Genomic DNA, 24,762 nt, shown 5'->3' on the forward strand with positions numbered 1-24,762 from the left:
AGCGCGCTGACTTTTGCCGTTGCAACATCAGCCACCAGGGGAATTTTTACCGTCACAGGGTTGCCGCCTTCTACGGTAGCGGTTACCTCCCAGTCTGTCCCCACCAGCGTTGGAGCTGTCAGCGTAATACTTGCTTCGCCCCGATCATTGGTATGGCTCAGCTGGTCTGTCGGATGACCGTTGCTTTGCCAGGCGATATCAACACTCGTTTTAAAGTCTTCGCCATCCTGATCGGTGAGTTTCACCGTAAATGGCTGGGCTGCGCCCACCATTACGTGCTCAGGAGGCTGAATGAAGGTCAGTCTGTTGGCTTTGGCAAAATTGACGTTCAGTTTCATATAGCTGTGTCTGCCATTATCTTCAGTAACGTTGCCGCTATAGCCTGCTACCAGCGGGGAGAGCGAGGCCGTGATCTGATCTTGACCGCTGCTCATAATCTCTTCCACACTCACCGACGTTTGGCCTTTAGGGTCGGTGTGCGTTACGTGTTGTGACAAATGACCCAACGCATTCTGGCTTGTCCAGTAAACCGTCAGCCCTTCCACCGCCTCCTCTTTAGCGTTTTTTACTTCGGTGAGTAGTTGCAGAGCGCCATTGCTCTGAACATAAAACTTCACACTGCCGTCCGGGCGGACTTCGCCCGGCGTCATCAAGCCAATATGCAGTGCGCCTAGCTTCGCGCTACCCTTAACCGTTGCCGAGACACTGTTACCCGTGATCCCTTTTTTGTTAACCGGGGTGACTTCGAAGATCACGGAGCGGGCCATGTCGCGCGTTTGTACTTCATACGTGGCACTCCCTTCCTTGAGCAGTTCGCCTGAATCTGCGTCATACCAACGCATCCGGGTTTGCTCTGGGTCTTCATCCTCCCCTTCATTGCTTTTATAGAGATAACTCCCCTCCAGGATCTGGCCCGGGGACATGTCCCCCTTAATGGCAACGCTCTCTACGGAAGGGGCAAAATCGCCCGGCGTCACGGTCAGGTGATAGCTGGCGGAACTTAATACGTGCTCCGGATCAACAGGTGACGTTTCCGTCGCGGTGATGGTGACATCGCCCCGATGCGTTGGGTTCACCAGACCGCTGCCCGGCTCCACGGTCGCGATCGCCGTGCTGGAGGAGGTGTAGCGAATGACGCCCCCCTGCCCACCTTTCACCGCGTGCAGCAAAGGCACGCCAGCCTGCGTGGTTTTTTCCGTCGGGCTGAAATAGAGACGTCTGTCTTTTTCTTCCTGCTTATAGGCGAGAACGATGTTGTTATTACGGGTAACGAACTCCGTGCGGGACTGCATGAGCGATGGCAAAGCCGACGCATTTTCACTTGCCAGCATCTCGGAAAGTTTTCGGCCAAATTCCCAGTGGAAATTCAGCCCCACAGAGAAGTTATCCCGCTGCCCGCTAATCATGCTCTGCTCCGCGCTGACCCCTACCAGCGGCACAGGTTGCCACTTAAGCCCGAGGTTAAGCCCGTGAGGATTGTGGCTGGCTTCGCTGCGGCTGCCGTTAACGTCCACTTTGTCGCCATACCACTGGAACCAGCCCAATTTAAGCGCGACGTGCTGTGAAAGGGCCGTCTCCAGATTGAGATCCCAGCCGCGGGCGGCACGTTCATACAGTTCATAGCGGTCGGGATCGTCATTAAACATGCTGTCGTCAGAATGACGCCAGCCGCTCAGGGGCAGGTAGTAGTTAGCGGACGCACGAATCCCATCGCTCCACAGCTCGGCGCCTGCCCCCATTCGGTTATGGTGCCGCGTGACATCCTGATCGAAAAAGAGGTTTCCACCCGCCATCAGATGCGGGTTAAAGGTATGTCGCCAGCCCAGGCCAACGTTAAGGATATCGCGCTCGTTCCAGCGGTGTGCGCTCATCTGAGTGAACAGAATGTCGTGTTGCCAGATTTTAACCGGCCACAGATAGTCCAGCCCGAAATCGCGGCTATCGCTCCCGCCAATACCGACATCTGCCGTAACGCGGGCTTTCCCGCCGATATTGTTTAACCACGCTTCCACTTCCTGGGTTAACGCGGCATTCACCTCGCTATTTGCCGCACCGCGCAGGGCATCACCCGCGCCGTTTTGTTGGGCGCTTCCCCACATGCCGGCCATTTTATCCCGCAGGGGCTGATTGCTTTCGCTTTCAATGGTTGCGTGAGTTTCAGTTTGCGCCCGCGCGACGGGGGGAACCGTGAGCAAAAAGATGGAAAATAAATAATGTAAAAGGATTATCCACACGGATAATTTTTGACGTAAAGAACAGTACGAAACACTGGGCATTGTGACGCATCCCTAATTAATTAAACTCCCTGGTTAGCGATATTAAGATCCAGATAATTCCTAAACTCCATACAGTAATCAGGAGATGATCATGAGATTTTCCGTCCCTCATTAAATTCAATACTTAGGCATTGATGTTTAACAACTCTTTCAGCCTGCTTCATAAATTTCTCAGCCCAACTTCAGCCGTATATTTTCCGGAGCAGGTAATTCTTAACATGGAACAGACACCTCGCAATTTTATTGCTGACCGTCTTCTTATGCAGGTTTTCCCCTAATGGCAGGATGATCCCAGCAATACTCTGGATGTCATTTAATAAGGAAGATCGTTGACATGAATAAAACTGGACTGGCCCTGCTTATTTGTGCACTATTGAGTGCCCCCGCTTTTGCGCAAAATTCCGTCGCGCACGAGCAAGCCTGGGAAGGCACTTCGTATCTCTCCGTTATCGTGAAATTAAAACCCGGTACAACGCTTAATAAGTCTTCACCCTTTTCATTACGCGACAGTACCCTCGCCGTGAGTCCGTTATTTACGGCAAATCATTTGCGCAGCAGTGAATTAAGCGAGATGGATGTGCTTAATGAACGCTACGGCTTTAACCGTTATTTACGTATAGCCCTACCAGCCGATAAGCAACATGACGCGGCATATATCAATGACGTAATTAATGAACTGGCGGCGCGACAAGATATTGAGCTGGCTTACCCGGAATCTATGCCGGTGTCGCTGGAAAAGGGGGTCACGGCTCCCGACCTGCCGCCCTATTCCGGGCTGAGCTATGCCCTGAACAGTACCAGCCAGGCCACCGTCCCGGATTTTCGTGGATTGCAGGATTACACCAAATCGCCAGATGAAAAACGGCCCGGCTACTATATGGGTGGCGTTAATCGCGACAGCGTAAGTCAATATTCAGGGCACGATGGTAGCGGCATTTCGCTGGTCTCAATGGAAAACAACGCATGGAATACCAGCCATGTGAATTTGCCGCCGATCGATTTCCATGAAGGTGATAAGCGCTATACGCCAGGCGAAGATCACGACACCAGCTCCGTCGGGATTATGGCGGCGAAAGATATCAATGCGGGCATCAAAGGCCTGACGTGGAACGCCCGTATGGGATACGTCAAATGGCAGGCCAATAATCTCTACAATATGATCCCCAGACTCCAGGCAGGAGATGTGGTGCAAATTGGTATGCAGACCGGCGGAGGAGATGTGACAGGTTGCACCTCCTCTTGCTATGTCCCCCAGGAAAACGCTCCAGCCTATTATGACGTGATAAAAGCGCTGACGGATAAGGGCGTGCACGTGATTCAGGCGGCAGGCAATGGCAATATCAACCTCGATCACGCCGGATTTAATGGAAAATTTGACGTTAAAAAGCGGGATTCCGGCGCGATCATTGCGGGCGCGTTTTGTGCAAACAATGGCAAAAAAGCCTCTTTCAGCACCTATGGCTCACGTGTGACCAGCGCCAGCTGGGGCTGCTGGGATGTGGTTACTACGGGTTACGGCGGTTTGCATAGCATAAAAAATGCGGAATACACCTCAAGTTTCTCCGGCACGTCCTCCGCGAACCCGATTATCGCAGGCGTGGTCGCCAGCCTGTCGGCCATTGCAAAAGCGCACAATATCACCGTCACGCCTCAACAGATGCGCTCCATTCTCCAGGAAACCGGTACACCTTTAGCAGCGGGAGATTCAGCGAAAGTAGGTACTCACCCCAATATGGCAAAAGCGGTAGCCAGGATTCTGGAACTCAAAGAGGAAGAACAGGAGGAAGTAAAGGCAGTGCCGGGAGAAAGCTTTACCGTTACCGGCACGACCGATTCTTCCCGTGCGTATGAGTTAGACGGGAGCGCCAGCAAGAATGCCGTCTCCTGGAAATGGACTATCGACAAAAACAGTACTGGCACATTCTGGCTACAGGAGAAACATGCCGGAGGCTGGGTACGTGAAGTTTCAGGGCCTACCGCCCGGGCACTCATTCCCGCCAATACAGACGGAGAAGCAACCTACTGGTTAACCGTCACGGGCAAAGACGGAAGCGTGAGCGCTGAGAAGATCACCGTAACGGTGAAAAAACCACAGTTACCTGATATTCCTGATGACAGCTCAGAAGCGTATAACCCGCGGATCGCCTACCCGGTGAAATGTACACGCGTATCGCATAACGGCAAAATCTGGCTGAATCAGTGGTATGTCAACGCAGGACAAGAAGAGCCAGGAAGCGGCGGTGAGTGGGGGGCATGGCGAACGTCGGATGCAGCTAATAATAGCTGCCCTTAAAAACTCTTTTGGTTAACATAATAGTAAAGCCTGGATATAAGCCAGGCTTTATTTTTATTAATTCAACACTCAGGAAAACCGTAAAAACGTCATTTCTTAAACTCCGTACTCGCTCAGATTTTATTAATACGCGTCAAGGACTGAAATTGGCAGTACTATTTCATACTCTGTCGCGCTCCGCCCTCTTTACAGCACGAACGGTCGCTCTTCTCTGCCGAAACTCCCCGACTCTTAATTGCTCAGAGAAGTCTCTTATTCAAGCCGGTTGTCTCCTCCCGTTACTATTTGTCCCTGTTATCACACGGTAATAACGCCTTTTTACCTGCGCCGCAGGTGAGATTAACTTTTCGTTATTGTTCAGTAATAAATAAGGGAACTTATGAAATTAACAGGATCTGCTTTTGTCCTTGCCGCTTTACTGGCAGGGGCGGGCGTCAGCGTTTCAGCTAACGCCGCCACGACCTTGCCATCGGCAAACTGCGAACAGGGTCACCAGAACTGCATGAAAGAACTAGGCACGCTGGAACGCGCCGTCAACGGTGTGAAAGTGAAGGTCGTTGAAGGGCAAACGATTCGTGCGCGCTTCTTTAACGACGGAACCGAACTGCCAAATCTGGAAACGCGCGTCACCATTCTTGCTGGCGAAGAGGCCCACTGGTCCTACGCCCTCGCCCAGGCTATCAATCAGCAGCACCCCGAACTGCGTGCCGGTTTCAGGCACAGCAACGGCGAGATTACACCCGATGAGTCAGAGCCAAATAAGGTGTATGCCAAACAGAACAACCCTCTCAGTCACGTAGAAGTGTCCTTCAATTAATTCAGGGAAGATTATTTTGAAACTACTCAAGATGAATAATATTACGTCGGCGTTAGCCGTGGCATTGATTGGTATGTATTCCACGGGCGCACTGGCGCATGGCTATGTTTTTGAACCAAAATCCCGTTCGGTGATTCATTTCCCGCCGATGAACGATAAAGGTGAGCATAGTAACGTCTGGCCTGCTGACGCCGTGGAAGCGCCGAAGCTCCCGGCTGGCAACGATATGAGCCCAACCCCGATCGCCAACGAACAGCTATTCCAGTTCCCGCCGGATGGAAAACTGGCAAGCGGTGGTTCAACGGCAACTCCCGCCTTCAGCAAGCTCGATGACGAAAAGCAGAATACCTACAACAACCCGATGTCTGCGGGTCCGCACCAGTTTAAATGGCATTTACCGGCTAAGCACCGCACCACCTATTTTACCTACTACATCACTAAGCCGGACTGGCAGTCTGTTCCGGGTGCGGATTCGCGCCTGACCAGGGCGATGTTTGAAGATAAGCCATTCTGCCATAAGGTTTATACCTATGCGCCAGGCAACCCGTCGGCCGATATTTCGCTCCCGACAGGCTTCGAAACCCACACCTGCGACGTACCGGAGCGTGAAGGTAAGCAGAAAATTTATGCCGTCTGGCGCGTGCGCGATACCGATAACGCATTTTATCAGATGATTGACGTCGATTTTGGCGGTGAAGTCATTACCAAACCTGTGGCCAACGTCACGCCATCCAGTCATAACCTGTCAACCAGCACGCTGTCGCTGGACGGTAGCGCCTCAACGGGGAAAGAGCTGAAGTACAGCTGGGCCGTCACCAGCAATGCCGATAAGGTCATTCTGGAAAACAGCACCAGTGCTAAAGCCAGCATTCGCCTGAAGGCTAAACCGGAGAACGATTTTACCGTCAACGTGAAGCTGACCGTCACCAATGATAAAAACGTGAGTGATTCAAAAACCGTCACCCTGAATGCCAAAGCTGAGACGGATAGCACGGCACCGGAGGCGAAGGCAGGCAGTGACTTCACCGTTCACAGCAACAGTGAATCACGTGGTTATGACCTTAACGGTTCCGCAAGCGTCAATGCTGAAAAATACCAATGGACTATCGTTTCAGGGCAGGACATTGGTGCGTTGCAGGTTGCTAACGGTGGCGAATGGGTTTCAACCGTCCACGCGGCAAAAGCCCGTGCGCTGATTAAACCCGGCAAAATCGGTAAAGTGACCTATCGCCTGACGGTGACGGCCAAAAATGGCAAAACCAGCACCGACGATATCACCGTGACCGTGAAGGAAGCGCAGCAGGCTTCTGATGTGCAGATCAATACGGGCAACAACCAGGACACCATCGTTGGCAGTGACGTTATTGCTGCCGCCGTCGTGTCCAAAAACAATGACTCGTTAAAAGGGGCAAAAATTGAATGGTCCGCACTGAATCACGCCGATAAGATTCAGATCTCGTCACCAAATAACTTCAGCACCAACCTCAAGGGTAAACATCCGTATACCGACAATGTGGACGTGACGCTGCAGGTGAAAGTGACGGCGCCTGACACCGGTAAAGTCTCTACGGCAACGAAGGTGATCAAGCTGCGCCCGGCGCAAACCGATGTAAAAGCCTGGGATCACAGCAAGACTTACAAGACACCTTGTGAAAAAGTGAGCTATGAGGGCAACATCTGGCTGAACAGCTGGGAAACCCGAGGCGTTAAGCCTGGTTCCGATGGCGAGTGGGGCGTCTGGAAGAAAGAAGGTGCTGCCAACATGCCGAAAGAGTGCAAATAATACTGTAAGTTAACTCTGGCCGGGTCTTCACTGACCCGCGCCTCACATTATCATTCCCTGCCTACACTTTCGTTATCATTTTTGCGCCGGAAATCGCCCCTTCGTTCCGGCGCTTTTTTATCGGTATAAGATCACCCACCCTATCGCGGCGATAATCGGATACGGTCCGAAGGGAAACGGTTGACCGGGCTTGATCCGCAACAGAATCAACGCCGCGATCAGCGCCAGCAGGGTCGAGGCAACAAAAACATCCAGCAGCGCCAGCGGGCCAAGCCACGCCCCGATCGCCGCCAGCAGTTTCATATCCCCCATCCCCATCCCTTCATGGCCGCGTAATAAACGGAACAGCAAAGAGAGCGTCCAGGGCACGCCAAATCCCAGCAGAGCGGCGATTAATGCCTGCGTTGGCTCCACCCGGCTATAGCCGCTGACGGCAAACGCCAGCGACATCACCAGCAGCGGGAGCGTCAGACGGTCGGGCAGGAGCATGGTGCGTAGGTCAATAAACAGCAGCGGCAGCAAAAACGTCACCGCCAGCAGGTCGAACAGGCTCTGCGGCGTGACGCCCTGCTGCCAGATAATCACCCCGTACAGCAGCGCCATAAGCCCTTCAACCAGCGGATAGCGCCACGATATCGCCTGACCACAGCTGGCGCAGCGCCCGCGCAGCAACAGCCAGCCCATCAGAGGAACATTGTGGCGAAATTTAATGGGGTGTTTACAGCGTGGGCAATGGGAAGCAGGCCACGATAAAGAGAGTGCTTCACCGTGGAGAATCAAGGGGAGCCGATAAATGATGACATTGCAAAAACTGCCGATAATGGCGCCCAGAAAAACGCTAAAAACGAGTATTACACTCTCAACCATGGTTCCACACTCTGAGGGACATGCAATCTCCGATAATAGCAGAGACTACTCGTTATATTTAGGCAGCCTGTTTGCACGTAAAGTACAAAAATCTCCGCGCAAGTTCGCCCATTCAATATTCAGATGCGCTTTTGCATATTGTGCCGCTTCTTTCCACAATAATGCCGCGATATGCCACTCCTTTCCCTGTTCATGTTCTGCCGCTCGTGAAGAAAGTGAAAACCACAGGGTAGCAGGATCGCGTTTGTCGCTTTGCCAGTCCATCGTTAAGCCCTTTAGAAAAAATCCCAGCGTATCAATAGCGACGATAAAATAATTGAGCTTAAAATGATAAATACCTGAATAACGCTGAATGCCTCAGTGGGAGAACAACGCTGATTACCAATATTATCCGCTGGCTGGCCTTTTCGGGTCTCTATATCCTGCTGGCATTGCTGAGCTTTCATACGCGGGATAGCTGGAGCCTCTCCACCACGCTCTGGCTCCCGGCGCCGCTGCTTTTCGCCGCGTTATGGCTGACGGCCCCGCGAGAGTGGCCGCTGTGGCTGGCTACCGCGGGCTTGCTGCATGTGTTTGCTGGCGTCTGGATAGGCCGCCCGCTCACGCTGGCGTGCCTGTTCGCCCTCTTCGACGTCGCGATATTTCCGCTGTGCGTCGCCGTCTTTCGTCTGAATGCGCAACTGCCTGCGCTGCGTTTTGTGCGCAGGCCGATTATTGGTGAACTGATCTACCCCCTGCAGTTAATCTTCAGCATTTTTTGCGGCAGCCTGCTGCTTAATCTGGCGCTGTTACTCTCAGGGTATCCGATTGCGCCCCTGCATTTTTTTTCCTGGGTGCTGGCGGCATTAACCGGCATTCTCGCCATTCTGCCGCTGCTGCGTGAGAGCAAAATGCCGTCGCACCCGCGGTTTAACGGGCGGGAAGCGTTGCTCCTTGCCGCGAATACCCTGGTGCTGATGACGGGGTACTTTTTCCTGCCACCGCTCTGGCAGGGGCTAAACCTGCTGCTGGTGCAAACGACGGTGGTTTTACTGAGCGTGTTTGCGCTCTCCGGACGCGGCGTTGGCGCTCTGCTGCTTATTCAATACCTGATTGTGGTGCTGGCGACCCAGCAGCGGGAAGGGATTTTTTACACGCTAACGCCCGATCTCATCCCCGCAATCTGGCAGGCGCAGTGGTACCTGGTATTTTCGGCGATTTTTGCCAACTGTTTATATCAGTACCGCCGCTGGATCCAACAGCAACAGGCGCTCGCGGCCAGCACCAGTGCCATCATTATTCGCCTGTCGCAGACGGGTTCTTGCGTCGTGTTTCGCCTCTCAATGCCAGAGGAGGAGATCCACTGGCAAGGCAGTACGGAAGCGCTGTTCCCTGATGAGGAAAAGACGCTGAGCACCCTGACGCTACTGGACGCACACTGCGATACGCCGTTCCTGCCCGGTTTTCGCGCCTGGTACTCACAGCAACGTGAAAGCAGCTTTGCCCGGGAAGTTGTTCTGCAAACGCTGCACGGAAGGCAGATGCGCGGGATGGTGATGTTTCACAGGATTGGCAACACCGCGCATCTGATGGGGGGAGTGAGCCTCTTTCTCACAGCATCCGCTGCAGAATCTCCCGCTGCCCGCTAAAGGTGTACTTCAACACCGCCGCGACATGCCCAAGCAGAATCACACCCAGCAGAATGCAGCTATAGCGATGCACCTGGAAGAAAAACGCATTCACTTCGGCGATGGCAATCGGGCGGGAAACCGGCACCAGACCAAACAGGTTGTAGTCTTTTTGCAGCATCAGAAAACCGCTAACCAGCACCACCATAATGGTCAGATAAAACAGCTCATGAATAAATACCACCAGCTGTTTTTTACGTCCGGCTACCGTTGCCGGATAGGGCACCGAAGGGCGGAAGAAACGCCAGACGAAACGCACCATCATGATGGGCGTGGCGATGGTACCCAGCGACATATTCAGCACGGAGAAGAAGGTAAACCAGCGGGTTCCTTCCAGCGCGTGCAGAATATAGCCCATGCACATCGCGTAGATAATGACGGCTGCGACCACCCAGTGCAGAAGGCGAGAAAACCGATCGTAACGTTTGGCAATAACCAGAGAAGTTTGCATAGTCGTTGTCCTGGAAAACAAACAGCACGGCTCCCTGCGAAGCCATGCTGTTTAAGAAAGAGGTTATTCAGCTACCCACAAGTTGCGGGCCCGATCCGGCGACCAATGGCTGGCACCTGTATGGCCAATCTGACAGCGATAAACGTTGCCCTCATAGAGCACTTTATCCCCTACGGCATAGAGTTTGCCCGGCGTGAATGGGGTAACGTCGCCGCCCTGGCCGCCCTCTTCGCCTCCGCCATCGTCATTATCGGGCACGGTAACGTTGACCGGCTGGCTCGGCGTGGCGAAGTTGTTGGCTGCATCATAGGCGATGACCGTATAGCGATAGCTCATGCCTGGCTGGGTTTGGGTGTCGGTAAAGTTGAGTTCATGGGTATCACCGATCTTTTCCAGACCGCGCCAGATGGCATACCCCGCCACGCCCGTATTATCCTTAGCTGGCAGCCAGCTGAGCGAAATATCCTGCCCCTTTAGCGTGGCCTGCACGCCCTGCACCTGTGTTGGCGCCTGAGTATCCGTTTCGTCGCCCCCATCCGGCAGACTGCCGTCAAGGATGCTCTGGTAGCGGTTCAGAAATTCATAGCCGTAATGTTGACCATTTTTAGTGTTGCCATTGTCCCAGTTCACTGACCAGGTCATGAGCCCTTTTACCGCTTCATTTTTCGCTTCCAGTCGCGAAAGTGCGTTAAAGACACTCTGCGCGTCTCGCACATAGCCGGTTCCTGCCGCATCCGGGTTGGCCGGAAGACCAATCACCAGCTTGTTCGCCGGGATCTTCACATAACCACGCGTCCCGTTTGCCAGGCTGTCGGTGAGATAGTAAAGGAAAAGCTCTTTTTGACGGTCGCTATAGCCCTTCCCCCATTCCTGCGGCAGCCACCATTCACCGACTTCGTCCTTCTCCTCCTGCGTCATCATATTCACGCCGTCGCCCGCCTGGTTGTAATACTGTGGAGCGATAAAGTCATACACGCCCTCAAGATTTTGCAGGTAGGCTTTGTAGTTCACCCCGCGATCGGCCTGGAGATAGGGGAACTCTGGCGCCATGCTAATGATGAAGTGTTTGCCCTGCTGCTGATAATGGTCGCGCACCATTTTCAGCGCCGCCGGGATCACCGTACTGTTGTCAGCCGCGGTAATGGCCGTCTGCTCCAGGTCGATATCAAGACCATCAAAACCATAGCGATCGGTCAGGCGAATAATCTCCGCTGCAAGCGCTTCAGTCTGGTCTTTGTTCAGTGCAATGTGCGCGTCAGCGCCGCCCAGTGAAATCAACACCGCGCGCCCCTGCTCGTTCAGCTCTGCAACCTGAGCGCGGAACTCCTCATCGCTCGCGTTGTAGGGTTTGAAGGTGGGAATATTCCCGCTCTGCCCATCCATGACTTTCATGAAGGAGACGTTGACGACGTTGTAGCCTCTCGGCACTTCACGCAGCGACATATCAGAAGGTAAGCCTCCCTGATAGCCGCGCGCTTTGTCTATCTCTTCCGGGTTAATTCCCCAGTTGTGCCAATAACCTACGAGAATTTTTTTCTGACTGATATCCGGCATCTGTGAGGCGGCGTCGGTTGCGGCCGCATGGCTAAACGTGCCGACCAGCATTCCGCTTAACGCCAGGCCTGCGGCAATAGCGCTCAGAGATATTTTATTTTTCTTTAACATGGGAGATATCCTGCTCCAGGTTTAATAATGAAATCCTGTCCCGCAAGATAGGATATTCATCTCCCTGAAAACAGGAGAACAGCTCACTGCAGCAGCAGATTTAAAACTCGTCAGCCTGGATATGTCTTATAATAAAATTATCGTGAGATTATTTATACTCACACATTGCTACCCAGTTATCATTAATTTTCATCAGCCAGCTATCTTTATTAATCGGCTTGAATAACAGGTTAATATACTGACCATCTTCACTTATCAGAAAGGTCTTCTCCGGCAGCTGATCGCCAACGGCAATTTTTAATTCTGCCACCCGGCCATTGATGACGTTTCCCTTCTGTGTCACCGATTTTAACTGCAGGGTTCGGTTGAATACCCGGTTACCGGCCTCATCGGTTTTTACACCAAATAGCGTTAGCCTGTGGAGTTTAGGCCACCAGGTGATCACACCATTAAACTGGTAATGCTGCAGGCTTTCATCAATAAATTTGCCATTACGTATGACGCTGCTGCAGGGCTCGGCGGGCACTTTTCTGCTTTCCAGGTAGTTGCTGGTCAGGTAAGCCAGCGCGCCACCCAGCGAAACGCTGATGCAAACCATCAATATGACGAATAGTATTCGTAACCGCATTTTCCCTCCTGAGATAGTTCGCCTTCACATTGCGCAACGAACACTTTTGGACCGTTCGACGCGATGTACACGTTATTGATGCCCGCCGGCAGGGCATGCCGCTTTCTCGCCAGGGCCTGCCGATCGACACTGCGCAGCGAAGAGAGATGAAACATGACGCCATCTACGTAGAGATTTTCCTGAAACGCCTGCGGCGTGTCGGCCGTGCAGACCACCACCAGCGTTGGAAGGATAATCAATAAGCTGCACAGCGCCGCCAGCAGAGTCCCGTATTGACGTGAGGGAGTTTTCATTGACTCCGCCGTGATAGCAGGCAACGACGGGCAATCGACGGGAGTGGGAGAAGACGCGTTATCAGGCTCTTCTGGCGGCGGGCAAGCGACCTCACTGTCCTGCGTTTCGCAGGGTGCCAGTACTACACCATAACGGGGAATGGTTTTAATGATCGAGCCCGGCAGGCCGGCATTTTGCAGCTTGCGGCGGAGCATTTTTATAAGCTGGTGATAGCTGGATTCGCTAACAATCATGCCCTGGTTAAGCCAGATCTCTTCAAATATGGTCTCTTTTTTACATTTGCCGCTGAGGATCAACTCCAGCAAACGACGTTCGTTGGGCGTCAGATGTATATCACCATGATCCACGGTTGCCAGAGATGATTTTTCCGGTACGAACGTTACTGACGCTGAAAGAGAGATTTCTTCGTTATTCACGGGTAGGTCCTGGATAATAAAATTACAGCGTTTACATTGTTATGACGAAAAAGCGCAGGTATTAACAGTTACATGTCTGTTATCTAATTCAGGCACAAATTAACAACATATCCTTATAAATGATAGTACCTTCGCTCTTTGCGCTATTTCCCGTCCTGATTTTTCCACAACCAATTCATGATTTCAGAAAGTTTATTCTGAGTAACGCCTGAGTAATACCTGATATTCAACCTGAACAATAAGGAATTCCTTTCCGTACCTGAGAAATATCGCCCTCCATGCCGCTATTTCGCGATAAATAACAAACCATTCAGCTGCTCCGGAAAAAATCTCTATCATAGAATGTGAAAACGTCGTTACTTTACCTTTCGGTTTTCCATCAGGATCGGCTGATGCCCCCCAGCAACTATACAGCCCACCACTTTTTAGCTACTCTTTTTCACCTCACTCTGCTCTACACTGTAAGAGTGATGCTAAAGCGCCATTCGCTAAGATGTGCGGTGAACACCTGTCTTTTCCTTGCCGGATCGGATGTCATGCTAAAAACAGTTCTGATTGCCGACGACCACCCTGTCTATTTATTAGGCTTGCGCACATTGCTGCAGACGCGCCCGGACCTTTATCGGGTCGTTCACGAAGCGCTCAGTGCTGATGAACTCATGAATAAACTGGCGAGCGAGCCTGTCGATATCATCATCACCGACCTGAGTATGCCCGGCACGCGCAGCCCGGACGGATTAACCATGATCCGCTCGCTGATTCGCCATTATCCGCAGAGCATGATTGTGGTGGTCACCATGATCACCAATCCTGAGCTTCTGGACTCGCTGCGGCGCAGCGGGGTGCATGCCGTTCTCAACAAAGCCAGTTTGTCCAACAATCTGCTGCAGACGCTGCGCAGCACTCTGCGGGGGCAAATCGAACCGGTGAAGCCTCAGGCACAGTTGACCGAACGGGAAACAGAAGTGCTGCGCCTGCTGGTGCGCGGTTTCACCGTGAACGAGATCAGCGCCCAGCTTAACCGGACGAAGCAGACCATCAGTACGCAAAAAAAGAGTGCCATGAGCAAACTCAACGCCAGGAATGATTTCGAGCTGCTCCAGTGCGCGCAAAGTCTGGGGCTGGTTAGCTGAGCATGCGCAGAGGCTGGCTGGCGACATTATTTATCCTCATGCTGATAAGCGGGCACGCGGCGGCTGGCACGCTGCGCGTGGGCCTGCTGAGCGCCGCGCCGCCTTTTCTCGTAATCGATCGGCCGCCGGGAATTCTGGATGATGAACTCAGCATATTGTTTAGCAATACGACGCTGCCGGACGTCCAGCGTTTTAGCAACCCGGCAACGGCGCTGGATGCGTTGAAGCGAAAGCGCATCGATGTGTTAATCGCCGCCCGGCGTCCTGCAGCCGATCTGGTCGCCAGCGAGCCAATGTTCGCTTTCCCGCTGGCGTCCCTGAGCATAAAAGAGGGACGCGGCGGTACACTGTGCTTTCCGGAATTACCGTCAGAGGTCGCGACCCGCTGCTCTGTGACGGGTTCAGCCTCACCGGGAGAAAACGTCAGGCAGCTGGCAGCAGGGAAAGCGCGGGAATTCATCGCCCCGGAGTTTGTTTTACGTAACTGGCTGACCCACTCCCCCGCCACCACGCTGACCCTGACGCCGCTGGACGATACTCCCCCGCTACATTTTCGTGCCTGGGCTCTGCCTGAGCAGGCAAACACGCTGGAAATCTTCAACGAGCGTATTCACACCCTTAACCCGGAAGATGCTGAATGGCTGGAACAAAAGTGGCTTTTGCCGGACGGCAGCGTCTTTGACGCCCGCCATTCCCCCGTGAAGGAAAATGCGCCCAAAATCACGCTGCACGTTTTGCTTCCCGCTATTTCGCCGCCAATGGTCACGCTCACGCCTGACGGGCATATTCAGGGGGTATGGCGCGATCTGCTGCTCAATCTGTTTCCGTCCAACCTGTATAGCCTGACCTTCAACCTTGATGCGCCCCCGCTTCAGTATGCGGAGAACACGTTGCGCATAGTCGCCAGCTCGACGCCACCGTCAAAGAGTGCCATCACGTTTGACTCACTGAGCTGGGCCCTGCTCAGTGAGGACAGCAACCCGCTTTCCGGCTCCTTGTCCGCATTACAGCATAAGCGGATTGCCGTCATACGCATCTCTCCGCTCGTCACGTTACTGCGTCAGGCGTTACCTGCGGATAACCTGGTGCTGGTTAACTCACTCGATCAGGGTTTTGAATTGCTCAAAGCCGGAGGCGCGGACGGGCTTGCGGGCGATGCGTTTATACTCCATCACCTGCTGCGCCAGCATAACGCCAGCAATCTGTCGCTGACGCCGCTGGCGCTGCCGGAAGTGCCGCTATGGTTTGTACCAAATATTTCTGACCCGGCGGATGCCAAAAGGGTGAATGCGGTCATGGCGTCCGTAACGCAGGCTGATATCTACGCGAGCCTTAACCTGTCGCAGGCCGTACAGACGACACCCACCGCCCCGGTGCAATCGCTATGGCTGGTCATGCTCGCCGTGGTGGCGATTTGCGCAGCATTCGTCGCCCTGCTGACCTTTAGCGCCGCGCAGAGCCAGCGACGCCAGCGGGAGCGGGACACGGCAGAGCTGCACAACGCGCTCTCACTCTGGCAAACTCTGATGAACAATGTCCCGGTGCCGCTGTTTGTCTGCGATCCGACCGGGCGGCTGACGCGCTATAACGACTCTTTTATTCACTCACCGTTACTCACGGCACTGCCCGAAGAGGGCGCCTCCTTTTCCAGCCTGCCTTTGGGCGAGCTTGCCCAACAGTTTACGTTGCCGCATCGCCTCTCACTGCTTCATGCCGCGTCGCCGTTAACGGGTGAAACCACCCAGAACAATTCCACCCTTTACTGGTGGCTTTGCCGCTATACCGATACGCGGGGGCGGCCTCAGGGCGTGGTCGGAGGCTGGATCGATATCACTGAAAAAGCCGCGCTGACCGCTGCGCTCAATCAGGCGTTGGCGCAGGCGGAGCAGGCCAGCACTGAAAAATCGAACTTCCTCGCCCGCATGAGCCATGACATTCGTACCCCGCTCAACGCCATGCTGGGCCTGCTTGAGATGGAGCGCGACAAAAGCGAGTCCCTCAACATCGCCTGGCAGGCAGCCGGGTCATTGCGCGACGTGATTGGCGGCGTACTGGATTTGTCGCGCATTGAAGCAGGCGAGTTAAGGCTGGAGCCACAGGCCTGGCCCCTGTGGCAGACGCTTAACGCCAGCGCGGAGATTTTTGCCAGTAGCGCCAACGCTAAAGGTCTCCACTGGCGCAGCGAGTTGAACGTGCCGCACGACGGCTGGTTCCTGTTCGATAAAGCACGGCTGAATCAGGTCATCGCCAATCTGTTGGGCAACGCCATTAAATATACGCCGCAGGGAGAAATTGTTTTTCACGCCGGGCTCAACGGTGAACATTTGCAGCTGTTGATTCGCGACACTGGCATCGGTATCCCGGCCGATGCCCTTCCACACCTCGGTCAGCCGTGGTTTCAGACTGACAGCAGCACGCCGCAAAGCAGCGGGCTGGGGCTGGCGATCTGTTACCAGTTAGTCGAGCTGATGGGGGGCGTGCTGACGATAGCCAGCGAAGCGGGGAGCGGTACTCAGGTGACGGTGAGCATACCGCTTCATGTCGCTAGCCCGGCGGCAACGGCCGATGAGACACCTGTAATAACCCCGCTGCCACCGCATCGCATCATGATCGTTGACGATTTTCCGGCAAACCTGACGGTGTTAGCGCTCCAGCTGCAGGAGCTGGGTCAGGAGGTTATTCCTTGCGCCAGCGCTGGCGAAGCGCTTGCGCGCCTGGAAAACGAGCCGGTGGATATCCTGATAACCGACTGCCAGATGGCCCTCATGGACGGCTATCAACTTACATCGTTAATACTCCTGCGCGATATTGCCGGCAGCATCACCGCGCCGGACGCTATTCTCGGTTACACCGCCAGCGCGCTGCAGAGTGAGGACGATCGGGCAAAACATGCCGGAATGGACGCGTTATTGCGAAAACCGCTCTCCCTCAATGCCCTGCATCAGGCGCTGGCGCAGCAATACAGCCTGCGCAATCAGGGGCCTGACCTCAGCGAACTCCGGCGTCTGGCCAACGGTCAACCGGAGATCATGACCCTGATGCGCCAGCAGATGCGCGAAGCCATTACCCTTGATATTCGACAGCTACGGGAAAACACCCCGTCACCGCAAACGCTAAGCCAGCTCGCGCATCGTCTGAAGGCCTCCTGGAGCCTTTTTGCCATGCGCAACGCCACCCGTACCTGCCAGGCGATTGAAGTGTTGCCGGAGATGCTGGCGGCAGGGGTCATAACGGCTGAAGCCCTGCCTGCGCTGACATCGCGTTTCTGCGCGCGCATGGAAGCCAATCTGCAGCAACTTGATACCGCACTGAAGGAATTATCTGACAAGTACTAAAGAATGCTCTGCATAGGATCTGTATCTTTCTGGTCATCCGGCGGCGTTATCCCTACCGTCGCCCACATTTTCGAAGGAGAAACCATGAAAGTCCGTATCGCTATTGCCGATGAGCACACCATTATCCGTCGTGGCGTCTTATCCATGATCACCAATATGCCCTCTCTTTTCAGCGACGGCTCACCCCGCCCGGAGTTTTGCATTCAGGGCGATACCGCAACGCCATCTGAGCTGCTTTCACTGCTATCCCAACAGCCTGTCGACATTCTGTTCCTTGGCTTTTCTCTTGCCACCAGCCAAACCGTTAACCCGCTCAACGGAATGGACGGCGTATTGCTGATTAAATGGCTCAGCCGTAAATATCCGCAGCTTAAAATCATTGTGCTTTCGCCCTACAAAAACACGCAGCTTATCCGCATGTCGCTGGAGGCAGGCGCCAAAGCCTATATTAGTCGGGACACCTGTGAGAAAACCCTGAGCAGAACGCTGACGTCAGTGATCAATGGGGAAGTCTATATTGAGCGCGAGCTGATGCATTCCCTGTTCCAGACCGGCGCACAAACGGAGCAAGAGCTCTCGCCCCGTGAAATTGATGTGTTGCGTATGCTCTGCAAAGGGATGAGTCTGACAGAGATCGCCAGACAGCTGCATTTGAGTAATAAAACCGTCAGCGCCCATAAACTGCGCGCGATGGAAAAACTGGGGGTAAACAGCGACTGTCAGCTCTATTGCCTGCTGGCGAAAACGCAAATGTTCGATATTGCTATCTGAAATAAAAAAACCGCCTGTAAACAGGCGGTAGAGGCAAACGTACGCCTCAACGGTCGCTCTCAGCAATGACGCTCAGGATCAAAAATGGTATGTCATCGCCAGCCACCAGACGCGCCCCGGTTCAGGGATTTGCTGATTTGCGGCGTATCCGAACTGGCTGGCGCCCGCCAGGTTGAGGTGCTCGCTGTAGTATTTATTGAACAGATTCTCAATACCCACGCGGGACTCAAAATGGTCGTTAAATGTGTAGCCCGCGCTCCACGAAAGCACGCCAAACCCCGCGCTCGGGCCGAGATCCTGGCCGGTGACGTTACCTTTGTTTTGCGCCACGCGATGCTGCGGCGCAACCACACGCCAGAGTAATCCGGTGCGCCACTGTTGCCCGGTATAGTCCAGCGCCAGCCGCCCTTCGAGCGGCGGCATCTGCGGCAGCGGCTGTTTATCGCTACGATTCTCGCCCCAGGCGTAGCTCAGGCTTCCCGTCAGTGCCCAGTTGGGCGTCAGGCTCCAGCTTGCGCCCGTCTCCGCGCCCATGACGGCGGCATTGATGTTGCTGGCCTGCGACGGCGTGCGGCTATAATCAAACAAAATGTAATCGGTTGTTCGCCCGACATAGGCCGATGCCCAGGCGCTAACCTTGTCGCCGTGTAACTGCACGCCGCTATCCCATTGCAGGGTCTTTTCTGTTTTCAGCTGACGAAAGCTTTGTTCTCCAGCCTTGCCGGAAAATAGCTCCCAGTAATCAGGAAAACGTTCGGTATAACCGATGCCGCTATAAAGCATGACGGGTGCGTCAGGTACGCGATACTCATAGCGCGTGAATACGCCGGGCAGGAGGTCGTGCCGGGAGCTATTTTGCGCGCTGCGCCGATCGTCCGCGCGAATGCTATCCAGTCTCGCACCCACGATAACCGTATCGTCCGCCGTGACGGACTGGCGCCATTCGCTAAACAGACCCGCCTGGGTAAAACGGGCATCGTCACGCCACGATCCAGCGCTTTTTTTACGGTGACTTTTACGCATTACGTCCGCGCCGGCGGTAAGCGTGGTGGTTTCATCTTCCCACACGCCGGCAAGGCGGCTGCCCATCACCATGCCGCCAACTTCAGACTTACGCTTCGGTCCAACGGGCTGACGCAGGCTGTAGTTATCCATGATGTGGTCAGTATCATTGGCATATAGCTGCCAGCTAAGTTTGCTGACGTGTTCGCTCAGGTGATATTTCTCCAGTTTTAGCGCCGCGCTTTTACGGGCAAAACGGCTACCATCCATCATCCGACCCGCATAGCGGGCTTTACCGTCGCTGGCTCCCACGCTTAGCTCCGCCAGCGTGTCCTCATCAGGCGTGAGCCCAACCGTGACGCCGCTGTTCCATCTGCGCCACAGGCCCGGCACGCGGTTGCCATGACCATCCCGGTAGTCATCCGCCTCCGAATGATTACCGTCCAGGCGGACGTAGCCGCGCGGGTCGCCAAACGCGAGATTAAGGTTTTGATCCGCGCGTCCGTTAGCGCCCCGCAGCAGCTCAGCGCTGCCTTTTAGCTCAGGTACGCTGAAATAGTCCGGCTGGCGTTCAAAAAGCAATGTTCCGGCGGACCCCATTGGCCCCCAGAGCACGCTTTGTGGGCCTTTGATGACGGTTATCGTGTCGTAACTTTGCGGAGTGATATAGGCCGTTGGGGTATCCATGCGCGAGCCGCAGCCCCCCTGAGTGCTGACGCCGTCTGCAAGCAACGTCAGCCGGGAACCGAACATCCCGCGCAACACCGGATCGCCGTTACTCCCGCCGCTGCGCAGTACGGAAAAACCCGGGATGTTTTTTAGCGCGCCCGCACCGTCGCTGGCAGGCAATTGTTGTGCTGGAGTATGAGCCGGAGCGATAAATGACGCGGGATCGCGATAATACCCCTCAACGGTCATCGACTCTTCAGCGTATGCCGGCAAAGCGGTGGCACAGCAGAGAACCAACAAGAATGGACGGGAGGCGAGCAGGGAACGAATACCGCTCGCGGTGATACCAGACATAGCACAATTCCGTTTCGGTAAAGAAAATAAGCAAGGCGCTTATTGTCTTCATCCCCAGCAGCGGAATACACGACCTGCGGGCAAGAAGGCCCTCAGGGAAATCAGGAAATATCTGGCGGATAAAGGAAATCTCAGGGACGCAGTTCAGCGCGCTTCGCCCAGACGTGCCGTTTGCTGTCGTAAAAAATCCATCAACCGCAAACAGGCCGGCGAAAGCGGCTGCCCGACGTTTTTGACGATGCCCACATCCATATAGGTAATGCAGTCGTCAATGGTGCGCCGGATCACGCGCTGACCGCCGAGCGCCCACGGGCGATAGACCAGATCGGATAAAATCGTCACCCCCTTTCCCTGCGCGACCAGACTTCGAATCGCCTCAAAGGAGTTGGTGCGAAAATGAATGTCAGGATGGCAGCCCCTGCTTTGCCAGTAGTCGGATATCACATCGGGATAGTCGTCCGTCACCAGCAACAGAAATGGCGCCTTTTCCACATCCTTTAACCGTAGCTCCGGCACGCTGAGAAGAGGATGGCCGATGGCGGTCCATAACCGGCGCGGCGAACGGATCCACGTTTCGACCTCAAGCGTACTATCGTGGCTGATATTGGAGGTTAGCAAAAGACAAAAATCGAGATCTCCCTGACGCAAGGCCTGAAGCAGCTGCGATGCGGGCGCCTCATGAAATGCCGTCTCCAGCAGCGGAAAACGCTGCGCGATATCGCCCCAGAGATTGGGCAGCAGATAAGCGGAAAGGGTTTCGGCAATGCCGATGCGCACGACGCCGTTAATCGCCTCAGGCTGCTGATGGAGATCCTCCACCGCCGCGCGGCTATCGTGGAGGATCTTGCGGGCATGATTGAGAAATCGCTCGCCGACGGGAGTTAACTGGATCCCTTTTGCATGACGGATAAAGAGAGGGGCATTCACCGCCTCCTCCAGGTTGCGCATAGAGACCGTCATGGAAGATTGCGATATATGACAACGGCTGGCCGCTTTGGAAATTTGTAATGTTTCCGCTAACGCAATGTAGAACTCAAGTTGCCTGAGAGTAAACTTCATAGTTTCAGCCAATACCGTGAGATGAAAATATTATATTAGCATTTAATTCTGCACCGGCAGTACTCTAAAGGCAGACAAAATGTTTATTATCAGGAGCCTCTATGCCCTATTTTTTACTCAGTCTCGCGGCCTGTTTTTGGGGGGGTAATTATGTCGTCGGTCATTTACTGGTGGCGCATGCAGACCCGATTATATTATCCGCCGCACGCTGGATAATTACGGCTCTTCTTTTATCGATGCTTTATATCAGACAGATTCGCGCCCAGTGGCCGATGATGAAAAAGGCGAAAGGTACGATCATATTTCTTGCGCTGTGCGGACAGGTTATGTTCCCACTCACGCTGTATATCGGTCTGCAATATACTTCATCTCTTAATGCAGCTATTTATTTATCTACAACGCCCGCCCTGGTTTTATTGATAAATAAGCTGGTCTTTAAAGAGAAAATATCAGTACAGAATATTGCTGGCGTTGTTCTCAGTTCATTGGGCGTAGTCTGGCTGGTCATGCAGGGCGATCTGCTGCATCTGGATACGCTTAAAAATCTGAATCGCGGCGATATCTGGACCATGGGCTCTGCCGCCAGCTGGGCCGTTTATTGTGCTTTCTTGCGGATGAAGCCGAAAAGCGTCGGTGGGAATGCCTTTGTGGCCGTGAGCGCGGTCCTCGGTGCCCTGGTGTTGTTACCGGTACTGGCGATATCGTTGATAAAGACCGGCTTACCTGACTGGACGGCCTATACCGCACCGGGCTTTTTAAGCGGGCTGATGTACCTGGTGGTCTTTCCTTCCTGGCTCTCTTACCTGCTGTGGAATAAAGGCATTGCGGCTATCGGTGCAACCCGCGGGGAGATTTATTCCCACCTTATTCCGCTGAGCGGCGGTCTGTTCAGCGTGATGTTCCTGCACGTTACGTTGCACTCGTATCATCTGGTCAGCACGGTACTGATTCTGTTTGGCATTGCCCTCTGCTCTCGCGCCTCGCAAAGGAAAGTCGCGAAGATCGAACGCGCAGACGAAAAAGTACAGATATGAAAAAGGCCCACGTTATAAATAACGTGGGCCTGAATAGTGGCGGAACGGACGGGACTCGAACCCGCGACCCCCTGCGTGACAGGCAGGTATTCTAACCGACTGAACTACCGCTCCACTGTTCCCGCTTGGGGAACGAGGCGCATATTACGGTGTGCCTCCGATCTCGTCAACGCTTTTTCTCACGTTTTGAATCGTTTGCTGCAAAATTCACCCAACCGATGATTTTACAGGCATTGTGGCGTTTTTTCAGGCGCGCCACATACAGCTTCCGCCCTTCTTCTGCACCAGGTCGAGACGGGATTCATGGTTAAGTAGCTCTTCATCACTGGCTAAAACAACCCGCAAGCGGCTTGCCTGACGGACAACGCGCTGAATGCCCGCTTCGCCCTGCGTCTGCTGTGACTCATTTTCCATGCTGAACTTCATCGACGTCTGTCCGCCGGTCATTGCCAGATAGACGTCGGCCAGGATCTGGGCATCGAGCAATGCCCCGTGCAGCGTTCGCTTGGTGTTGTCTATTTCGTAACGTGAACAGAGCGCATCGAGACTGTTACGCTTGCCGGGAAACATCTTCCTCGCCAGCGCCAGGCTATCGGTCACTTTGCAAAAGGTGTTTGTTTTCGGAATATCACGATGGAGCTTACTAAACTCATAGTCCATAAAGCCGATATCGAACGAGGCGTTATGGATGATGAGTTCGGCGCCTTTGATGTACTCCAGAAACTCGTCTGCCACCTCTCCAAAGGTCGGTTTATCCAGCAAGAACTCATCGGCAATACCGTGAACGCCGAATGCCTCTGGATCCACCAGCCGATCGGGTTTGAGATACACATGGAAGTTGTTCCCCGTGAGACGACGGTTCACCACTTCAACGGCACCGATCTCAATGATCTTATGCCCTTCGTAGTGCGCGCCGATCTGGTTCATACCGGTGGTTTCGGTATCGAGGACAATCTGGCGAGTAATTGCAGTGCTCATAGCGGTCATTTATGTCAGACTTATCGTTTAACTGAACGTTTCAAATACAGGAAGTCTACCAGAGATGCGTAAACAGGTAGAAATTTTCACCGATGGATCTTGTCTCGGCAACCCAGGGCCCGGCGGCTACGGCGCGATTATGCGCTATCGCCAGCATGAAAAAACTTTTAGCGAAGGCTATTTCCTGACCACCAACAACCGTATGGAGTTGATGGCGGCCATTGTGGCGCTGGAAGCCTTAAAAGAACACTGCGACGTGGTGCTCAGTACCGACAGCCAGTACGTGCGCCAGGGTATCACCCAGTGGATCCACAACTGGAAAAAACGCGGCTGGAAAACTGCGGATAAAAAGCCGGTTAAAAATGTCGATCTCTGGAAGCGGCTGGATGCGGCATTAGGTCAGCACCAAATAAAATGGGAATGGGTAAAAGGGCATGCTGGTCACCCTGAGAACGAACGCTGCGACGAACTGGCGCGCGCGGCGGCTTTAAACCCGGCCCATGAGGATGCAGGCTACCAGCCTGAATCCTGATCAGGGCTTTCTGTACTGCCGCGTTGCGCCAACGGTCTGCCGGATAGGCGTTTTCGATTTGCTCTGCTTCATCGGGTTAAGCGTAAGGGGGATGGTTCGCTTACGCGCGACGATAAACTGCATGCAGCCTAAGGCGGGCAAATGCGTGCTTAACAACACTCCCCCCTTCCGCGCCCACGGCAGTACCTGAAAACCGCCGTAGCAGAGCACTTCAAAGTTCAGCAGTGAAAGCCAGTCGAGCTGGCGCATCATGGTGAACATTCGGCTGTTATAGGGTGGCGTTCGGCGCAGCACGGGTACCAGCTTGCGCAGCCCCATCAGGCTCAGCGGATTGAATCCGCTGAGGATCAGCCAGCCGTCATCAATCAGAACGCGATCGGCTTCACGCAGCATACGGTGAGGATCGCTGCACCAGGGCAACGCGTGTGCAAGAAGGCATGCATCAACGGATTTCTCTGCAAATGGCAGATGCAACGGGTCTGCCTTCACCTGAACCGGCGATCCGCCGAGAGAGACGTTAACCTGATGTGAGATAGCGCAGCTTTCGGTATTGATTTCCGCGCTGAGATTGCCAATCTTAAGCAGGTGAAAGCCATACATTTTCGCGAGCCAGGGCTTCAGCTGCTGCTCCAGTGCTTCGCGATAGTATTCACCCCAGGGCAATTCCGCCCAACGTTCCGGTGCTGCGACAGTCTGAGGTATCCTTGCCGGTTTCATCAAAACACCCGCCACGCTATA

20 protein-coding genes and 1 tRNA gene are annotated in these 24,762 nt (G+C 54.1%); 9 read left to right on the top strand and 12 right to left on the bottom strand.

Features of this window, described 5'->3' with window-relative positions; all coding sequences use genetic code 11:
• On the bottom strand, positions 1-2,108 hold a 2,108-nt coding region (locus IM284_RS21775; RefSeq protein ID WP_193055924.1), incomplete at its 3' end, for an inverse autotransporter beta domain-containing protein.
• A gap of 502 nt (positions 2,109-2,610) precedes the next feature.
• Here IM284_RS21775 and IM284_RS21780 point away from each other — a divergent pair.
• The 3 genes from IM284_RS21780 (at position 2,611) to IM284_RS21790 (ending at position 7,169) form a co-directional block, all read left to right on the top strand.
• Positions 2,611-4,569: a S8 family serine peptidase gene (locus IM284_RS21780; protein ID WP_047366752.1), complete on the top strand. Its 1,959-nt coding sequence runs from the start codon at positions 2,611-2,613 to the stop codon at positions 4,567-4,569.
• Positions 4,570-4,948: 379 nt separating this feature from the next.
• Positions 4,949-5,386 (top strand): hypothetical protein, encoded by a 438-nt coding sequence (locus IM284_RS21785; RefSeq protein WP_047366753.1) that lies wholly within the window; start codon positions 4,949-4,951, stop codon positions 5,384-5,386.
• A 16-nt stretch (positions 5,387-5,402) separates the two neighbouring features.
• The gene (locus tag IM284_RS21790; protein WP_131701638.1) at positions 5,403-7,169 is read left to right on the top strand and encodes a lytic polysaccharide monooxygenase; all 1,767 of its coding nucleotides are present in this window, start codon (positions 5,403-5,405) and stop codon (positions 7,167-7,169) included.
• 117 nt (positions 7,170-7,286) lie between these two features.
• Here IM284_RS21790 and IM284_RS21795 read toward each other — a convergent pair whose 3' ends face one another.
• Together IM284_RS21795 and IM284_RS21800 are read right to left on the bottom strand one after the other, a co-directional pair.
• Positions 7,287-8,036 carry an A24 family peptidase gene (locus IM284_RS21795; RefSeq protein WP_047366755.1) on the bottom strand — a complete coding sequence of 250 codons (750 nt, stop codon included), beginning with the start codon at positions 8,034-8,036 and terminating at the stop codon, positions 7,287-7,289.
• Positions 8,037-8,081: 45 nt separating this feature from the next.
• Positions 8,082-8,300: an ANR family transcriptional regulator gene (locus IM284_RS21800; RefSeq protein WP_120247323.1), complete on the bottom strand. Its 219-nt coding sequence runs from the start codon at positions 8,298-8,300 to the stop codon at positions 8,082-8,084.
• Between the two features lie 167 nt (positions 8,301-8,467).
• Between IM284_RS21800 and IM284_RS21805 the strand changes: the two genes are divergently transcribed.
• A complete protein-coding gene (locus tag IM284_RS21805) occupies positions 8,468-9,664 on the top strand; it encodes a hypothetical protein (RefSeq protein WP_047366756.1) in 1,197 nt (398 codons plus the stop codon).
• Here IM284_RS21805 and IM284_RS21810 read toward each other — a convergent pair.
• The 4 genes from IM284_RS21810 to IM284_RS21825 all read right to left on the bottom strand — a co-directional run bounded on the left by IM284_RS21810 (position 9,627) and on the right by IM284_RS21825 (position 13,157).
• On the bottom strand, positions 9,627-10,154 hold the full coding sequence (locus IM284_RS21810) for a cytochrome b (protein ID WP_028015621.1): 528 nt from the start codon (positions 10,152-10,154) through the stop codon (positions 9,627-9,629). The genes IM284_RS21805 and IM284_RS21810 overlap by 38 nt on opposite strands.
• 63 nt (positions 10,155-10,217) lie before the next feature.
• Positions 10,218-11,819 carry a glycosyl hydrolase family 18 protein gene (locus IM284_RS23680; RefSeq protein WP_305047264.1) on the bottom strand — a complete coding sequence of 534 codons (1,602 nt, stop codon included), beginning with the start codon at positions 11,817-11,819 and terminating at the stop codon, positions 10,218-10,220.
• Positions 11,820-11,967: 148 nt separating this feature from the next.
• On the bottom strand, positions 11,968-12,447 hold the full coding sequence (locus IM284_RS21820; protein WP_126296587.1) for a hypothetical protein: 480 nt from the start codon (positions 12,445-12,447) through the stop codon (positions 11,968-11,970).
• Entirely contained in the window at positions 12,417-13,157 is a 741-nt protein-coding gene (locus tag IM284_RS21825) for a helix-turn-helix domain-containing protein (protein WP_041911167.1), read from the bottom strand. The genes IM284_RS21820 and IM284_RS21825 overlap by 31 nt, the downstream gene beginning before the upstream one ends.
• Positions 13,158-13,693: 536 nt before the next feature.
• Here IM284_RS21825 and IM284_RS21830 point away from each other — a divergent pair.
• The 3 genes from IM284_RS21830 to IM284_RS21840 all read left to right on the top strand — a co-directional run bounded on the left by IM284_RS21830 (position 13,694) and on the right by IM284_RS21840 (position 18,396).
• Positions 13,694-14,290: a response regulator transcription factor gene (locus IM284_RS21830; protein WP_028015617.1), complete on the top strand. Its 597-nt coding sequence runs from the start codon at positions 13,694-13,696 to the stop codon at positions 14,288-14,290.
• A gap of 2 nt (positions 14,291-14,292) precedes the next feature.
• The gene (locus IM284_RS21835; RefSeq protein WP_047366757.1) at positions 14,293-17,625 is read left to right on the top strand and encodes an ATP-binding protein; all 3,333 of its coding nucleotides are present in this window, start codon (positions 14,293-14,295) and stop codon (positions 17,623-17,625) included.
• Between the two features lie 84 nt (positions 17,626-17,709).
• A complete protein-coding gene (locus IM284_RS21840) occupies positions 17,710-18,396 on the top strand; it encodes a response regulator transcription factor (protein WP_041911170.1) in 687 nt (228 codons plus the stop codon).
• Between the two features lie 78 nt (positions 18,397-18,474).
• Here IM284_RS21840 and IM284_RS21845 read toward each other — a convergent pair whose 3' ends face one another.
• Positions 18,475-20,421, bottom strand: coding sequence for a TonB-dependent copper receptor (locus IM284_RS21845; protein WP_052954295.1), 1,947 nt, complete (start codon positions 20,419-20,421; stop codon positions 18,475-18,477).
• A gap of 144 nt (positions 20,422-20,565) precedes the next feature.
• Positions 20,566-21,480: a LysR family transcriptional regulator gene (locus IM284_RS21850; protein WP_041911171.1), complete on the bottom strand. Its 915-nt coding sequence runs from the start codon at positions 21,478-21,480 to the stop codon at positions 20,566-20,568.
• A gap of 101 nt (positions 21,481-21,581) precedes the next feature.
• Between IM284_RS21850 and IM284_RS21855 the strand changes: the two genes are divergently transcribed.
• Entirely contained in the window at positions 21,582-22,514 is a 933-nt protein-coding gene (locus IM284_RS21855; protein ID WP_041911172.1) for a DMT family transporter, read from the top strand.
• A gap of 37 nt (positions 22,515-22,551) precedes the next feature.
• Here IM284_RS21855 and IM284_RS21860 read toward each other — a convergent pair.
• Both IM284_RS21860 and dnaQ read right to left on the bottom strand, forming a co-directional pair.
• Positions 22,552-22,628 (bottom strand) — tRNA-Asp (locus tag IM284_RS21860).
• A 132-nt stretch (positions 22,629-22,760) separates the two neighbouring features.
• Positions 22,761-23,492: a DNA polymerase III subunit epsilon gene (gene dnaQ, locus IM284_RS21865; RefSeq protein ID WP_028015611.1), complete on the bottom strand. Its 732-nt coding sequence runs from the start codon at positions 23,490-23,492 to the stop codon at positions 22,761-22,763.
• 64 nt (positions 23,493-23,556) lie between these two features.
• On the opposite strand from dnaQ, the gene rnhA reads away from it, so the two are divergent.
• The gene (gene rnhA, locus IM284_RS21870; RefSeq protein ID WP_028015610.1) at positions 23,557-24,024 is read left to right on the top strand and encodes a ribonuclease HI; all 468 of its coding nucleotides are present in this window, start codon (positions 23,557-23,559) and stop codon (positions 24,022-24,024) included.
• Here rnhA and IM284_RS21875 read toward each other — a convergent pair whose 3' ends face one another.
• Entirely contained in the window at positions 24,025-24,741 is a 717-nt protein-coding gene (locus tag IM284_RS21875; RefSeq protein ID WP_028015609.1) for a class I SAM-dependent methyltransferase, read from the bottom strand.
• Positions 24,742-24,762 lie beyond the last annotated feature (21 nt).

The organism is Enterobacter cloacae complex sp. P12RS (genome assembly GCF_014895875.1).
Classification (GTDB): domain Bacteria; phylum Pseudomonadota; class Gammaproteobacteria; order Enterobacterales; family Enterobacteriaceae; genus Enterobacter; species Enterobacter bugandensis.

Excerpts from the sequence above, each read along its gene's own strand:
- IM284_RS21795 (WP_047366755.1), bottom strand. The coding sequence starts at position 8,036 with ATGGTTGAGAGTGTAATACTCGTTTTTAGCGTTTTTCTGGGCGCCATT.
- IM284_RS21800 (WP_120247323.1), bottom strand. The coding sequence starts at position 8,300 with ATGGACTGGCAAAGCGACAAACGCGATCCTGCTACCCTGTGGTTTTCA.
- IM284_RS21845 (WP_052954295.1), bottom strand. The coding sequence starts at position 20,421 with ATGTCTGGTATCACCGCGAGCGGTATTCGTTCCCTGCTCGCCTCCCGT.
- IM284_RS21875 (WP_028015609.1), bottom strand. The coding sequence starts at position 24,741 with ATGAAACCGGCAAGGATACCTCAGACTGTCGCAGCACCGGAACGTTGG.
- IM284_RS21835 (WP_047366757.1), top strand. The coding sequence starts at position 14,293 with ATGCGCAGAGGCTGGCTGGCGACATTATTTATCCTCATGCTGATAAGC.
- dnaQ (WP_028015611.1), bottom strand. The coding sequence starts at position 23,492 with ATGAGCACTGCAATTACTCGCCAGATTGTCCTCGATACCGAAACCACC.
- IM284_RS21830 (WP_028015617.1), top strand. The coding sequence starts at position 13,694 with ATGCTAAAAACAGTTCTGATTGCCGACGACCACCCTGTCTATTTATTA.
- IM284_RS23680 (WP_305047264.1), bottom strand. The coding sequence starts at position 11,819 with ATGTTAAAGAAAAATAAAATATCTCTGAGCGCTATTGCCGCAGGCCTG.
- rnhA (WP_028015610.1), top strand. The coding sequence starts at position 23,557 with ATGCGTAAACAGGTAGAAATTTTCACCGATGGATCTTGTCTCGGCAAC.
- IM284_RS21855 (WP_041911172.1), top strand. The coding sequence starts at position 21,582 with ATGCCCTATTTTTTACTCAGTCTCGCGGCCTGTTTTTGGGGGGGTAAT.
- IM284_RS21780 (WP_047366752.1), top strand. The coding sequence starts at position 2,611 with ATGAATAAAACTGGACTGGCCCTGCTTATTTGTGCACTATTGAGTGCC.
- IM284_RS21810 (WP_028015621.1), bottom strand. The coding sequence starts at position 10,154 with ATGCAAACTTCTCTGGTTATTGCCAAACGTTACGATCGGTTTTCTCGC.
- IM284_RS21785 (WP_047366753.1), top strand. The coding sequence starts at position 4,949 with ATGAAATTAACAGGATCTGCTTTTGTCCTTGCCGCTTTACTGGCAGGG.
- IM284_RS21850 (WP_041911171.1), bottom strand. The coding sequence starts at position 21,480 with ATGAAGTTTACTCTCAGGCAACTTGAGTTCTACATTGCGTTAGCGGAA.
- IM284_RS21840 (WP_041911170.1), top strand. The coding sequence starts at position 17,710 with ATGAAAGTCCGTATCGCTATTGCCGATGAGCACACCATTATCCGTCGT.
- IM284_RS21820 (WP_126296587.1), bottom strand. The coding sequence starts at position 12,447 with ATGCGGTTACGAATACTATTCGTCATATTGATGGTTTGCATCAGCGTT.